The 14,017-nt window shown below is 72.2% G+C and carries 11 protein-coding genes; 5 read left to right on the top strand and 6 right to left on the bottom strand.

From position 1 onward, the window contains the following. The first annotated feature begins 21 nt into the window (after positions 1 to 21). Complete coding sequence (locus tag ACWF62_RS03420; RefSeq protein WP_378569823.1) at positions 22 to 1,389, top strand: MFS transporter; 1,368 nt, start codon at positions 22 to 24, stop codon at positions 1,387 to 1,389. Positions 1,390 to 1,399: 10 nt separating this feature from the next. On the opposite strand, the gene ACWF62_RS03415 is transcribed toward ACWF62_RS03420, so the two are convergent. The 5 genes from ACWF62_RS03415 to map all read right to left on the bottom strand — a co-directional run bounded on the left by ACWF62_RS03415 (position 1,400) and on the right by map (position 4,739). After that, the gene (locus tag ACWF62_RS03415; protein WP_378507619.1) at positions 1,400 to 1,600 is read right to left on the bottom strand and encodes a PspC domain-containing protein; all 201 of its coding nucleotides are present in this window, start codon (positions 1,598 to 1,600) and stop codon (positions 1,400 to 1,402) included. Positions 1,601 to 1,761: 161 nt separating this feature from the next. After that, positions 1,762 to 2,187: a DoxX family protein gene (locus tag ACWF62_RS03410; RefSeq protein WP_378569822.1), complete on the bottom strand. Its 426-nt coding sequence runs from the start codon at positions 2,185 to 2,187 to the stop codon at positions 1,762 to 1,764. A gap of 141 nt (positions 2,188 to 2,328) precedes the next feature. Beyond that, complete coding sequence (locus ACWF62_RS03405; protein WP_378507617.1) at positions 2,329 to 2,907, bottom strand: TIGR03086 family metal-binding protein; 579 nt, start codon at positions 2,905 to 2,907, stop codon at positions 2,329 to 2,331. Then, a complete protein-coding gene (locus ACWF62_RS03400) occupies positions 2,904 to 3,902 on the bottom strand; it encodes a sigma-70 family RNA polymerase sigma factor (RefSeq protein ID WP_378507616.1) in 999 nt (332 codons plus the stop codon). Before ACWF62_RS03400 ends, ACWF62_RS03405 begins: the two co-directional genes overlap by 4 nt. Positions 3,903 to 3,971: 69 nt before the next feature. Further along, positions 3,972 to 4,739, bottom strand: coding sequence for a type I methionyl aminopeptidase (gene map / locus ACWF62_RS03395; protein ID WP_452629419.1), 768 nt, complete (start codon positions 4,737 to 4,739; stop codon positions 3,972 to 3,974). A gap of 45 nt (positions 4,740 to 4,784) precedes the next feature. Between map and ACWF62_RS03390 the strand changes: the two genes are divergently transcribed. The 3 genes from ACWF62_RS03390 to ACWF62_RS03380 all read left to right on the top strand — a co-directional run bounded on the left by ACWF62_RS03390 (position 4,785) and on the right by ACWF62_RS03380 (position 8,633). Continuing rightward, entirely contained in the window at positions 4,785 to 5,054 is a 270-nt protein-coding gene (locus tag ACWF62_RS03390; RefSeq protein ID WP_452629418.1) for a helix-turn-helix domain-containing protein, read from the top strand. 82 nt (positions 5,055 to 5,136) lie between these two features. Beyond that, entirely contained in the window at positions 5,137 to 6,783 is a 1,647-nt protein-coding gene (locus tag ACWF62_RS03385) for a GMC oxidoreductase (protein WP_452629417.1), read from the top strand. A gap of 89 nt (positions 6,784 to 6,872) precedes the next feature. Next, a complete protein-coding gene (locus tag ACWF62_RS03380) occupies positions 6,873 to 8,633 on the top strand; it encodes a glycosyl transferase (protein ID WP_378507614.1) in 1,761 nt (586 codons plus the stop codon). 28 nt (positions 8,634 to 8,661) lie between these two features. Here the strand turns inward: ACWF62_RS03380 and ACWF62_RS03375 are convergent, their stop codons facing one another. Continuing rightward, positions 8,662 to 10,200, bottom strand: a complete 1,539-nt coding sequence (locus tag ACWF62_RS03375) for a serine hydrolase domain-containing protein (protein ID WP_452629416.1) — start codon at positions 10,198 to 10,200, stop codon at positions 8,662 to 8,664. A 416-nt stretch (positions 10,201 to 10,616) separates the two neighbouring features. Here ACWF62_RS03375 and ACWF62_RS03370 point away from each other — a divergent pair, with 416 nt between their 5' ends. After that, a complete protein-coding gene (locus tag ACWF62_RS03370) occupies positions 10,617 to 13,976 on the top strand; it encodes an arabinosyltransferase domain-containing protein (protein WP_452629415.1) in 3,360 nt (1,119 codons plus the stop codon). Positions 13,977 to 14,017 lie beyond the last annotated feature (41 nt).

The following is a 14,017-nucleotide window of genomic DNA, read 5'->3' as shown; positions in this document are numbered from 1 at the left end:
TCGACGAAGGAACCCACCACCGTGTCCGAGTCCACCCTCACGTCGCTGTTCGCGAACCGCGACTACCTCCGGCTATTCACCGCCCAGGTGTCGGCCCTGTTCGGCACCGGCCTGACCACGGTTGCGCTCGGGCTGCTCGCCTACGAGCTCGCCGGCGCCGACGCGGCAGCGGTGCTCGGCACCGCACTGACCATCAAGATGGTCGTCTATGTCACCGTCGCCCCGGTCGTCGCCGCCTACGCGGGCCGGCTCCCCCGACGACCGTTCCTGATCTCGCTCAACGTGATTCGCGGGGCGATCGTGATGGCGCTGCCGTTTGTCGATCAGGTCTGGCAGATCTACCTGCTGATCGCCGTCCTGCAGACCGCCTCCGCCGCGTACACCCCGACCTATCAGGCGATTATCCCGGACATCCTCCCCGACGAACGCGAGTACACCCGCGCGCTGTCGGCCGCGCAGCTGGCCGCAACGATGGAGACGCTGCTGAGCCCGATGCTGGCCGCGGTTGCCCTGACCCTGGTGAGTTTCCACTGGCTGTTCGTCGGCACCGCACTCGGATTCGTTGTCTCGGCCGCCCTGGTGATCGCCACCCGCATCCCCGACAGCACGGCACCCACGGAGGGCACGTTCCGGGAACGGATCACGGTCGGCCTGCGCATCTTCGCGGCCACCCCACGCCTGCGGGGACTCCTCGGCCTGAACCTCGCGGTCGCGGCGGCCGGGTCGGTGATCATGGTCAACACCGTCAACTACGTCCGCGATACCCTCGGGGGAACCCAGTCTGGTGTGGCGGTTCTGCTGGCCGCCAACGGATTCGGGACGATGGTCGTCGCGCTCACCGCACCACGGGTGCTGGACCGGGTCGGGGCCCGGCCGGTGATGTTGGCAGGCGGCGGTACGCTGCTCGCCGGCCTCGGGGCGGCGATCCTGCTCTCGCTCGCGGACGGTGGCGACTGGCGCTGGGCCGCCGCGGTCGGCGTGTGGGCGGTCGTCGGGGCAGGCACCGCCGCGGTGCTCACCCCCACCGGCCAGGTGCTGCGGCGGTCGTCCGGCCCGGCGGACCGACCCGCCCTGTTCGCCGCACAGTTCTCGCTCTCGCACCTCGCGTGGCTGGTCACCTACCCGATCGCGGGATGGCTCGCGGCCTCCGGGCTGACCGCTACCTGGGTGACGCTGTCGGTGATCGGTGCCGCCGGACTCGCTGCGGCACTGTGGATGTGGCCGCGGCACGACCCGGAGGTGATCACGCACCTGCACGACGCGGGGTCGCTCACCCCCGCCGAGCGGGCGGCGGCCGACCTCGTCGGGGATGACCTCTACCGGCACACCCACGCGGTCGTCATCGACGCGGCGCACCCGCGCTGGCCGCGGGCGGTCCCGGTCGGCTGATCCGTCTACCTCACGCGGGCAACAGCATCCACAGCGCGAGGTAGACGAGGACGGCGGTGCCACCGGTAGCGAAGGCAGCGAGGACGGCGCCGGCCCGGACGAGGTTGGCGTCGACCCCGAAGTACTCGGCGACGCCGCCGCACACGCCGCCGAGCATGCGCTGCGAGGTCGAGCGGGCGAAGGGCTTGGTGGTGTTGCTGTCGAAGGTCATGTCGACATCCTGTCGCCCGGACCGGGTTCGGCGCATCAGGTGTCACCCCGATTTCGACCCTGATCTTCGCCCGGAGCCCCGCCCCACGTACCGAATGGGCCATTTGGTCAGTTGAACTGACCAAATGGCCCATTCGGGACGGTGGCCCGCGCGGCGCGGCGTCAGCGGCGCAGCGGCATGATCCGCCGGACCTCGGCGTCCCGCAGGAACAGCCCGCCCCAGACCAGGATGCCGACGTACACCGGCGACAGGATCGTGGACAGCAGCGGCTGCTCGGTGAGGATGTTGCTGGTGACCGCGCCGCCGAGGTAGCCGGTGAGCAGCACCGCCCCGAGGAGCGACGTGACGGGCAGCAGGTACAGCGCCAGGCACACCAGCATCACGATGCCCATCACGTACGGCGCGTAGTCGGGGAATCCGTACTCGGCGATCGACTCCCGCACCGGCTCGATGTTCGCGAGGTGGATGACGGCATCAAATAGCAGGAACGCGACCACGAGGGCGGTGACCACGAGCCCAGCCAGTCGGGAGCGCGGGGACACCGCGCCGGTCGGGGCGGACTGGACGGCGATCGGAGTGGCGGTCATGGGGACTCCTCGGATCCGGTGCTCCGCGCGGGGTGCGTGAAGCCGTTGTCAGATAGACACCGCACCGCACCCAAACTCATCGCCCGCGGGTTCCGAAGCGGCAGTGGCACTCCTGCCGGTGGCCCGGACCGGCAAGGGCGGTCAGCGGCCGAGGAAGGCCAGCAGTCGTTCACCCGGGCCCGCCGACGCCGACACCCGGCGGGGCGCCGCGAAGCGTCCCGGCCGGTCGGCGTCCGACACCAACAGGCGGGCGCACCACAGCAGTTCATCGGCCAGTCCGCCGGGGATCTCCCGCGGCACGCCGCACGCGGCGGCCACGTCCCAGCCGTGCACCGCGACCTCGAGGGCGCCCGCCGCGGCCGCGATGTCGGACGGCAGGGGGACGCCGCCCACCCGGATCGCGCCCCGGTCACCGGACCCACGCCACGCGCTCATCATTCGGCAGGCCCGATCATGCAGCGCGGCAACGGGGTCGGTGCCCGCATCGGGGATCGACGCGGGCACCAGGACCACCGCCCGATCCAGCACGACCTCCTCAAGCACGGTCAGCGACTCGTTCATGTGCGCGAGCAGCATCCGCAGATCCCACCCCGAGCACGGGGTCGGCCGGTCCAGGTCCCGGTCCGTCACGCTCCGCAGCGCGCCGTCCGTGTAGGCGATCGCGCGTTCGAGCAGCGGCACCGGGTCGGCGAGCGGCCCGGTGGTCCACTCGGCCGTCATGTCGCCGGATCCGGGGCTGGCAGGACGTCCGGCAGCCCGAACTTCGCGAACAGCGACAGGTCGAAGAACACCGTCACATGCCCGATCCCGGACGGCCCCAGGGAAACCACCTGCAGTTGGAACGCCCGGTGCACCCCGTCCTCCGCGCGCATGTAGAGACCGAAGGCTGGCTGCCCGTTCGACACCGTCGGCACCAGCCGCATGTCACCGGAACCCGTGGCGGGACAGTTGTTCTCGATCAGGGACCGGATCGCGGCCGGCCCCTGGTACCAGCCGTCGAACGGCGGCATCTCCCACACCGCGTCCTTCGTGAACAGGTCGGTCAGCGCCGCCATGTCGTAGTTCTCGAACGCGGCCATGTACCGGTCCAGCAACGCCCGCTGCTCGGGGTCGACCGGTTCGACGACGGCGTCCTCCGCCGGGGCGGCCTGCGCGAGCTGGGCCCTGGCCCGCTGCAGCGCGCTGTTGACCGCGGCGGTGCTGGTGTCGAGTAGCTCCGCGACGTCGGCGGCGGGCCAGGCCAGCACTTCCCGCAGGATCAGCACCGCCCGCTGCTTCGGCGGCAGGAACTGCAGCGACGCGATCAACGCCAGCCGCAGGCTTTCCCGCGAGGTCGCGACGGTCGCCGGGTCCGCGGCGGCGACACCGAGCATCTCGTCGGGGATCGGCTCGAGCCACGGCACCTCCTCGCGGGTGACGAGGTCGTCGGCGGGGTCGGAGCTCGGCGCGCCGAGCCCGGTCGGCAGCGGGCGCCGCCCCTTGGACTCGAGCGCGGTGAGGCAGGTCGTGGTCGCGATCCGGTACAGCCAGGTGCGCAGCGAGGACCGGCCCTCGAATTTGTCGTAGGCGCGCCACGCCTTCAGGTACGTCTCCTGCACCAGGTCCTCCGCCTCGTGCACCGACCCCGACATCCGGTAGCAGTGCGCGAGCAACTCGCGCCGGTACTGCTCCGCCTGCGGTGTGAACTCATCCCGGACTGTCGTCGCGTCGCTCATGCACCCACCCTTCCTCGATCGGCCATCGGAGTACAGACCGGCGGGCGGGCGGAAACTCATCGGCCGGTGTCAGGGCAGTGTCAGCACCACCGGCCCCGATTCGGTAATCGCGACGGTGTGCTCGCTGTGCGCGGCCCGCGACCCGTCAAGGGTGCGCAGCGTCCACCCGTCGGGGTCGTGCCGATAGTCGCCGGTGCCACCGCCGATGAGCATCGGTTCGAGCGCGAGCACCAGCCCGGGTCGCAGCCGCATTCCGCGGCCGGCACGGCCCTCGTTCGGCACGTCCGGGTCCTCGTGCATGGCGCGGCCGATGCCGTGTCCGCCGTGGTCCGCGAGCACCCGGCGGCCACGGGCCCGCGCGCACGTTCCGATGGCGGCGGCAATGTCGCCCATCCGATTGCCCGCGACCGCGGCGCTGATGCCACGGGCCAGCGCCTCGTCGGTGTCCGTGATCAGGCTCAGATCGTCGGGGTCTGCGTCGCCCACCACGAAGCTGATCGCCGAGTCGCCGCACCATCCGTCGAGGTACGCCCCGCAGTCGAGGCTGACGAGGTCCCCGTCGGCGAGCACCGCATCCGTCGGAATGCCATGCACGACCGCATCGTTGACGCTGACACACACCACGCCGGGGAAGGGGGTGGGCGCCCAGTTTGGGTGATAGCCGAGGAAGGCCGGACGCGCCCCGGCCTCCGCGATGACCGCGGCCGCAGCAGCGTCCAGTTCGCGCAGACTCGCCCCGACGGCGGCAACCTCTCTGGCTGCCGCCAGCGCGGCGGCGACGACCCGGCCCGCCTCCCGCATCGCCTCGATCTCGCCCGACGTCTTCAACTCGACCACGACCACCTCCGACCCAAATAACAATACCGGTATTACTATATGCACATGGTGCGCGTGCCGCTGACGGCGGAGGAACTGGAACGAGGCCGACGACTCGGCGAGCTACTGCGCACCGCGCGCGGACCGGCCAGCATGGTCGACGTCGCCACCGCGGCCGGGATCTCCGTCGAGACGCTGCGCAAGATCGAGACCGGCCGGATCGCCACCCCCGCGTTCTTCACCGTGTCCGCGCTCGCCCGGGTCCTCGGCCTGTCCCTCGACCGGGTCGCGCACGTTCTCGCGGACCCACCGGTCGAGCGCGACGTGGCGTCCTGACCAGGACGCGCAGGCCTCACCAGGCTCCCGGTCTCCCGCGACGCACCCCACAGCGCCGCGTCGACCCCGTATCTTCCCCGCCGTGACCTCCCCCTCGACACCACACACCGCCAACCGTCGCGCCGTGCTGCGCGGTGCCGCCCTCGGCCTCGGCGCGCTCGGCCTCGGCGGACTCGGGCTCGCCGGGGCCGCCGCCGCGCAGGCCGGACCCGCCCCCACCGCGCTGCGCGGCCGGACCGCGATCGTCGTCGGCAGCGGATTCGGCGGCGCCGTCGCCGCGTTGCGCCTCGGGCAGGCCGGTGTCCGCACCACCGTCCTCGAACGCGGTCGCCGCTGGCCGATCGACCCCGCCGGCAACACGTTCAGCACGATCAACCAGCCGGACGGCCGCTCCGCCTGGTTCTCCGACCGGCCGCACCTCAACCAGGCGACCAAGATCCTGACCATCCCGCGCTACCCCGGCATCGTGGACCGGGTCCGCGGCAACGGCATCGACGCCCTGTACGGCGCCGGTGTCGGCGGCGGCTCGCTCGCCTTCGGCGCGTTCACCCCGCAGCCGCGGCGCCGGGACTTCGAGCAGGTCTTCCCGACCCAGATCGACTACACCGAACTCGACCGCGTCTACTTCCCGCGGGCCAGGGCCATGCTCGGCACCTCCCCGCTGCCCGCCGACCTGCTCGCCCACCCGTCCTACCGGGGAGCGCGGGCCTGGCTCGACGACATCCGCGACTTCGGCGGCGAACCGGTGCTGCACGACTTCTGCGTGGACTGGGACCTCGTCCGCGACGAACTCGCCGGGCGCAGGCCCGCGTCGTACTCGATCGGCGAGGGCCCGTACGGCTCCAACTCGGGCGCCAAGAACAGCGTCGACCACAACTATCTGCCCGCCGCCGAGGCCACCGGCAATGTGACCGTCGAACCGATGCACGAGGTCACCGAGATCCGTGAGGTGTCCGGGCAGGACCGGTTCGAGGTGGCGGTCCGCGTCATCGACGAGACCGGTGCCGCCGTCGCACACAAGACGCTCGTCGCCGACTACGTGTTCATGGCCGCGGGCTCCTTCTACACCTCGGCGCTGCTGGCCACCGCGAAGGCGCGCGGCACCCTGCCCCGGCTCGGCGACCAGGTCGGCAAGGGGTACGGCAACAACGGCGACTTCCTGATGGCCCGCACCCTGCTGCGCCGCGACTACGGCGCCAGGCAGGGCGGGCCGGGTGTCGCGGTCATGTACGACGATGACAATCCGGACGGACCGATCTCCATCTCGTGGGAGGCGTCACCGTTCCCCGACGCCGCGGGCGGCATCACGTCCGCGAACCTGATCCAGGTGATCAGCGACGAACGCGGCTCGGTCGACTACAACCCGGCGACCGGGCGGGCCGAGCTGAACTATCCGCACAGCGAGGAGTCCAGCGACGTCGACGCCCGCGCGAAGCGGTTCGCCAGCCGGTTCCACGACCGGACCGAGGTGCGGTTCGGTTCGCCTGCCACCGGCGTCCCGGTCTACAGCCGGCTCGTCGACTTCGGGTCCGGCTGCACCTGGCACGGCCTCGGCGGCATGGTGATGGGCCGCGCCTGCGACCACGACGGGAAGGTCGACGGCTACGCCAACCTGTTCGTCGTTGACGGCGCGCTGCTGCCCGGATCGTCCGCGTTGGTGAACCCGGCGCTGACGATCACCGCGATCGCCGAACGCTGCCTGGACCGGTTCGTCGCCGCCCGGGCCTGACCCGGTCGGCGCGGGCGGTCCCCGACGCCGGTCGGTAGCGTGATCGGTTGGTGCCCGCTCCGGGTGCCAACCGATCGAAGGGACGGTGCATGACAGCGGACTCGACATCGACCGTGGTCGCACCGTCGACCACGCGGGCCGCGACGCGTCGCCGCGGCCCGCGACCGGCCCGCCCCGATCTGCTGGTCGCGGCCGGGTTCACCGCGCTCGCCGTCGTCGTGATGGGCAACCAGTGGCGGCAGCCCGCGTCCGGGTACCTCACCGGCAGCGGCCAGGATCAGCGAATGTGGGAGTGGTTCTTCGCCCTCGCCGCCCGCTCGATCACCCGCCTCGACAATCCGCTCGGGTCACTGCTGCAGAACTATCCGCAGGGTGTGAACCTGATGGCGAACACCGCGATGTTCGGGGTCAGCGTCCCGCTCGCGCCGATCACGCTGCTGCTCGGCCCGACCGTCACCTGGACGCTGGTGTTGACGTTCGGGCTCGCCGCCACCGCGTACGCCTGGTACTGGTTCCTGCGCCGCTACGCGGACGTGTCCCGGGTCGCGGCGACCGTCGGCGGCCTGTTCTGCGGCTTCGCGCCCGCGGTGATCTCGCACGCCAACGGGCACCCCAACTTCGTGGTGCTGGCGCTGCTCCCGGTGATCCTCGGCTGCGTGATCCGCCTCTCCCGCGGCGCCGGAACCCGCACCGCCGTCTGGCTGGGCCTGCTGGTCGCGATGCAGATCGCGCTCGGTGAGGAGCCGCTGCTGATCACCGCCCTCACGTTCGGGGTGTTCACCGCCGCCTACTACGCGGTCCGGCCCCGGCTGTTCCTTCCCGCGGCACGGCGCGCGACGAAGCCGCTGCTGCTCGCCGCGCTGATCGCGTTGATCCTGACCGCGGGGCCGCTGTGGTGGCAGTTCTTTGGCCCGCAGAGCTACCGCTCCATCGACCACGGCCCGATGGGTAACGACCTCAAGGCGCTGCTGCAGTTCCCGCGCCAGTCCGTCGGCGGCCGCGTCACCCCCGGTCAGGACGTCGCGATCAACGCGACCGAGGAGAACGCCTACTTCGGCTGGCCGCTGCTGGCCGTCACGCTCGCCGCCGCGGTGTGGCTGCGCCGGGTCGCGATCGCCCGCGCCGCCGCGATCACCGTCGTCGCGCTGTGCACGCTGTCCCTCGGCGCCGAGCTGACCATCGGCCGGGACGGCACCGGTATCTGGCTGCCGTGGTCGCTGCTTGAGCGGCTGCCGTTGCTCGAATCGGTCCTCGAAACCCGCTTCGCGATGGGGGCGATCCCCGCGATCGCGCTGCTGCTCGCGTTGACCATCGACCGGGCCCGCCGCGAGCGGGCCACCCTGGCGCCGTGGACGGCGGCGCTGGTCCTCGCCCTGCTGCCGCTGACCCCGCTGCCCCTGCACGCCGTTGAGCGCGCGCCCGCGCCCCAGTTCTTCACCGACGGCACCTGGCGGCAGTACGTCGGCGGCGGCTCCGTCGTGACCATCCCGCTGCCCCGCCCCGAGGACGCCCGCGCCCTGACCTGGCAGGTCGAGGCCGGCTTCGGGTTCCCGCTGGCTGGCGGCTACTTCGTCGGCCCGGTCGGCCCGGACAAGAAGGCCAAGTACGGCCCCGACGACCGTCCGACCGCGAGCCTGCTCGCGCGGGTGCAGAAGGACGGCGTCGTCCCGCACGTCACCGACGCGATGCGCGCCGAGGCCGCCGCCGACCTGGCGTACTGGCGGGCCGACGTTCTCGTCATGCCGCACGGCAGCAACGAGCGGGCGCTGCGGCTGACGGTGCAGGACCTGCTCCGGGACCAGGGGCACCGGGCCTCCGACGTGTGGGTGTGGGACCTGCGGGCACGCTGAGCCGCCGTCGCCGGGTGGCGCGAACCGTTCAGGTCGGGAGCGGGCGCGGCACCCCCGCCCTGGCCCGGACCAGCATCCCGTAGCCGACCCAGGCGAGGGCACGGAGCGCCAGGAACGCCACGATCACCAGCACGAGCACGGTGACGTCGGGCAGCGCACCGAACGCGACGGCAATCGACACCGGCCCGCCGAAACCGAGATACCCGACCCCGACGAACACCGCGACATACACCGCGACCGCGGCTGCGAGGTCGCGCAGGCCCGGCAGCAGCGCGCCCGCGACGAAACCGTTGTCCCGCAACCGCCGCGGCAGGGTGCGTGCGCGCCGGACCTGTCCCCGTGTCGCCAGCACCATCGCCAGCAGGGCCACCGCGGCGACCGCGCCGACGACGACGTAGGTGACGGTGAAGGCGTTGCTGATCGACGGTGCGCCATCGCCCGCGAGCATCGCCATCGCACCATCGAACGCCGTCCCGCTGTCCACCAGAACCGGGTTGGCTGCCGTGAGAACGACCAGTCCGACGCCGCGGTCGGGAAGGAATCCCAGATTGGAGTGGTAGTTGGCCAGGTCGCCGTCGTGCCGGACGACCGGCTGCCCGGCCACCGACCCGGCACCCCAGCCGAATCCGTAGTGGTCGACGCCGGACAGCGCGCCGTCGTCGGCGATCGGGACCGCGGGGGCGTGCATGAGCGCGAGGCCGGCCTCGGACAGCAGGCGGACGCCGTCGAAGCTGCCCGTCATCTGAAACTCGAGGTAGTGGCCGAGATCGCCTGCGGTGGAGATCAGATAGCCGTCGGGGAGCGCGCCGGGAAAGGCCGGGGTGTCCCGTTCGACGGACGCACCGAAGACGGTGGTGGTGCCCTCGACCAGTCCGGCCTCGCGCGCCGCATCGAGGTCGGTGAAGCTGCGCGTCATCCGGAGCGGATCGAAGATGTGCGCCTGGACGTAGTCGGCGAAGGCCTGCCCGGACACCGTCTCCACCAGCAGGCCGAGGGTGGCGTAATTCTTGTTGCAGTAGTGGAATTCGGCGCCTGGTGTGCTGACGAGTTCGACGTCGGCGAGGGCTCGGACCCGGTCCTCCAGGGTGACGGACGGCTCGTACAGGTCCACCGTTCCGGCAGCGGTGGGCAACCCGCTGGTCTGCTCGAGCAGGTGCCGGACGGTGATCGGCTCGCTTCCGCCTGCGGTGCGGAACCACGAAATGTACTGGGTGATCGGCGAATCGAGGGCGATCCTGCCCTGATCGACCAGCTGCATCACGGCGAGCGCGGTGAACGATTTACTCAGCGAGCCGAGCAGGAACGGCGTGTCGACCGTGACGCCGGCACCGAGCGCTCCCGAACCTGTCACCCCACCGTCCGCCACGATCGCGTACGCCGCGGACGGAACGTGGGACGCGCGCAGTTGCGCCTGCAGGTACCCGAGCACGTCCTCGTCGGCGGTGGACCCCGACGAGGGCTGCGCCGCAACCACACCCGCCCCCGCCGCGAGGGCAACCGTCACACAGACGAGACCGGCAACGACCAGTCGGACCAGGTACGGAAGACCACGGTGGCGCCCCGCCATCGATTCTCACCTCGCTTCGTCGGGGGGCCAGTACATCAGACGCGGCACCCCCGGGAGCGCCGCCCCGGGGCGCACATAGGGGGTCGGGGATGTCCGATCTGCCCCCCACCGTCCCCTAACCTGCCGCCGAATCGCGGCGGGAGCCGCCAGCACCCGGTCGAATGGCAGCAGGCACCGACCGGTGCCGGACCGCGACATCAGGAGCTCCCATGTCCTTCTCGACCATGTTCTCGCTGATCGCGTCGCTGCTCGGACCGAGTGTCGGCAGTGCGGCCGGCGGCGGCGCCGAGGGCGGAGGAGGTTTCGCCTTCGACTCCTGACCCCGGCCGACCGGGCCACCGCTCCCTCGCGGCGTCGTCCGGCCCTCGACCCGCCGCCGGTGATGCCGCCCCGCATCACCGGCGGCGTTTCCACTGATGGGCCACGCTCGCCTGCGACGGCCCGCCCATCCCATACGATCGATCCCTGTGCCAGCCGAGTCCGACGCCCCCGCCGTCCCCACGTCCCCGCAGGCGCCGGATCAGCGTGCCTCCCGCACGGTGCGGCTGATCGCGACCGTCGCCGGACTGCTCGGCTTCCTCCTCGCGGTCGCGACGCCGCTGCTGCCCGTCTCGCAGCAGGCCGCGACCCTGTCGTGGCCGCAGAACGGCGAGCTGACCGGCGTCGAGGCGCCGCTGGTGAGCTACGAGCCGCTCACCCTCGACGCCCACATTCCCTGCCCGGTGTTCGCGGACCTCGGCGCGGACGGCGGCACCGTCCTGTCCACCGTCCCTGCCTCCGCGCCCGACGCCGAGACGGTCGGCCTCACCGTCGCCGTCGGGACGGACGAGGACCGCACCGTCTCCGTCGTCCTGCGCGGCGGACGGATGGTCGCGGCGCCGCTGGCCGACCTGACCGGGTGCAGCGCCCTCGTCCTGCACTCCGACGCCGACGGAACCACCGCGACGTTCGCCGGGCTGGACGCCGCCGACGGGACCGGGCCGGTGACCGCCGAGGTCACCGGCGACCAGCGCCCCCAGCTGGTGGGGCTGTTCACCGACCTGACCGGGCCCGCCCCGGGCAATAGTGAGGGCACCGCCCCGGGCACGAGTGAGGGCACCGCCCTCGCCGGCCTCGAGGTGCACGCCGACCTCGACTCCCGCTTCTCGTCGAGCCCCACCGCGTTCAAGGTGATCGCGATGATCGTCGGGGCGGCGGCGACGCTGCTGTCGCTGGCCGCGCTGCACCGGCTGGACCTCGCCGACGGGCGCCGCGCCCGCCGCTTCCTGCCGCGGCACTGGCTGCGGTTCGGCGCCGTCGACGCCGTCGTGATCGGGACCCTGGTGGTGTGGCACTTCATCGGCGCGAACACCTCCGACGACGGCTACCTGCTGACGATGGCCCGGGCGTCGGAACACTCCGGCTACATGGCCAACTACTACCGCTGGTTCGGGGTGTCGGAGGCGCCGTTCGGCTGGTACTACGACGTCCTCGCCGCGCTGGCGAAGGTGTCCACCGCCAGCACCTGGATGCGGCTGCCCACCCTGGTCGCCGGGATCCTGTGCTGGCTGGTGATCAGCAGGGAGGTGATCCCCCGCCTCGGCCGCGCGGTGCGCCGCAACCGGATCGCGGTGTGGACCGCCGGGCTGGTGTTCCTGTCCTTCTGGTTGCCCTACGACAACGGCCTGCGCCCCGAACCGGTGATCGCGCTCGGCGCCCTGCTCACCTGGTGCTCGATCGAGCGGGCGATCGCCACCGGCAGGCTGCTGCCCGCCGCGGTCGGTGTGCTGCTCGCCGCGTTCTCGCTCGCCGCCGGGCCGACCGGACTGATCGCGGTCGCCGCGCTGATCGTCAGCCTGCGGCCGCTGGTGAAGCTGGTCGTCACCCGCGCCAGCGGCACCGGGGTGCTGCCGCTGCTCGCGCCGGTCCTCGCGGCGGGCACGGTGGTGCTGATCGCGATCTTCGCCGACCAGACCCTCGCGGTCGTGTTCGAGGCGATCAAGGTCCGCACCGAGATCGGGCCGAACGTGTCCTGGTTCGGCGAGTACCAGCGGTATGAGGCGCTGCTGAACATCTCACCGGACGGGTCCCTCGCCCGCCGGTTCGGGGTGTTCGCGATGGTGCTGTGCCTGATCGTGTGCGCGATGCTGCTGCTGCGCGGGCGCGGCCGGATCCCCGGCGCGGCGGCTGGCCCGTCCCGCCGCATCCTCGGCATCGTGTTCGTCTCGCTGCTGCTGATGATGTCGACGCCGACGAAGTGGACGCACCATTTCGGGGTGTACGCGGGCCTCGCCGGGTCGATCGCCGCGGTCACCGCCGTCGGGATCGCCGCGGCCACCGCCCGCTCCCGCCGCAACCGCGCGCTGTTCGCGTCCGGCGTGCTGTTCCTGCTGGCGCTGGCGTTCACCGGATCCAACGGCTGGTGGTACGTCTCCAGCTACGGCGTCCCCTGGTGGGACAAGCCGCCGTCGATCAGCGGCAAACCGTTCTCCACCGCGTTCCTCGCGCTGAGCATCCTGGTTCTGCTGTACGCGGGCTGGCAGCACCTGCGCGAACCGTATCGGGGGCCGGAACAGCCGGTGCGGCCCGGGCTGCGGACGCTGATCGCGTCGCCGCTGACGCTGGCCGCGGCGTTCATCGTGCTCGTCGAGGTGCTGTCCCTCGCGAAGGCCGCCGTCGGCCAGTACCCGGCCTACTCGGTGGCGCGGTCCAACCTGGACACCCTCACCGGCGACAGCTGCGCGCTCGCAAACGACGTGCTGATCGAACCGGACGCCAACGCGGGCATGCTGGCCCCGCTGACCGCCGGACCCGACCCGTTCGCCGCGGCCGAGAACACCGGGTTCACCCCGAACGGGGTGCCCGTCGACCTGACCGCCGACGAGGAGGCCAAGGCGGCGGGCGGCGCCAACACCGTCGACACCGGGTCGACCACCACCACCGGAACCACCTCCGCCGGGACCGGCGGCGGCACCGGAAGCACCGGTGTCAACGGCAGTTCCGTCGCGTTGCCGTTCGGCCTGGACCCCGCGACCACCCCGGTCCTCGGCAGTTCCGGCAGCGACGGGCCCGCGCACCTGACCACCGGCTGGTACGCGCTGCCCGACCGCAGCGACGCGACCCCGCTGCTGGTGGTCACCGCCGCGGGCCGGATCCGGTACGTCGACCCCGACGGCATCGAAACCCACGGGCAGGACCTGCACGTCGAGTACGGCACCCGAAACGCGGACGGCTCGGTCGACGTGCTCGGCGCGGTCGCGCCGATCGACATCGGCCCGTCCCCGTCGTGGCGGAACCTGCGGGTGCCGATGGACGCGATCCCCGCCGACGCCGACGCGGTCCGCCTCGTCGCCGACGACCACGACCTCACCCCGAAGCAGTGGCTGGCGGTCACCCCGCCGCGGCTGCCGCAGACGCGGACGCTGCAGGACGTTGTCGGGTCGCAGGCGCCGGTGCTGCTGGACTGGTCCGTCGGGCTGTCCTTCCCCTGCCAGCGGCCGTTCGACCACCGCTACGGCGTCGCGGAGGTCCCCGAGTTCCGGATCCTGCCCGACCGGGTCGGGGCCGACTCCACCAACGCCTGGCAGGACGCGTTCGGCGGCGGCCCGCTCGGCTGGGTGAACCTGCTGCTGACCGCGGAGACCATGCCCAGCTACCTGAACCACGACTGGGCGCGGGACTGGGGCTCGCTCGAGCGGTACACCCCGCTCGACCCGACGGCGGGCACCGCCACCGTCGTCACCGAGACGGTGACCAGGTCCGGCCTCTGGTCGCCGGGCCCGATCGCGGCCCGCTGACCCCCGGCGCCGGTTCGTCGATGCTGTGAGGGCCACTCAGG

It is taken from the genome of Rhodococcus sp. NPDC054953, assembly GCF_053609225.1.
Note: the sequence above shows the minus strand (reverse complement) of the source record. Positions and strands in the feature narration are given on the sequence as shown.

What these genes read in the sequence shown, in the direction of transcription:
- ACWF62_RS03410 (WP_378569822.1), bottom strand. Translation starts at nt 2,187, where the DNA reads ATGACCGCCACTCCGATCGCCGTCCAGTCCGCCCCGACCGGCGCGGTG.
- ACWF62_RS03380 (WP_378507614.1), top strand. Translation starts at nt 6,873, where the DNA reads ATGACAGCGGACTCGACATCGACCGTGGTCGCACCGTCGACCACGCGG.
- ACWF62_RS03415 (WP_378507619.1), bottom strand. Translation starts at nt 1,600, where the DNA reads ATGACCTTCGACAGCAACACCACCAAGCCCTTCGCCCGCTCGACCTCG.
- ACWF62_RS03370 (WP_452629415.1), top strand. Translation starts at nt 10,617, where the DNA reads ATGGGCCACGCTCGCCTGCGACGGCCCGCCCATCCCATACGATCGATC.
- ACWF62_RS03390 (WP_452629418.1), top strand. Translation starts at nt 4,785, where the DNA reads ATGGTGCGCGTGCCGCTGACGGCGGAGGAACTGGAACGAGGCCGACGA.
- ACWF62_RS03405 (WP_378507617.1), bottom strand. Translation starts at nt 2,907, where the DNA reads ATGACGGCCGAGTGGACCACCGGGCCGCTCGCCGACCCGGTGCCGCTG.
- ACWF62_RS03375 (WP_452629416.1), bottom strand. Translation starts at nt 10,200, where the DNA reads ATGGCGGGGCGCCACCGTGGTCTTCCGTACCTGGTCCGACTGGTCGTT.
- ACWF62_RS03400 (WP_378507616.1), bottom strand. Translation starts at nt 3,902, where the DNA reads ATGAGCGACGCGACGACAGTCCGGGATGAGTTCACACCGCAGGCGGAG.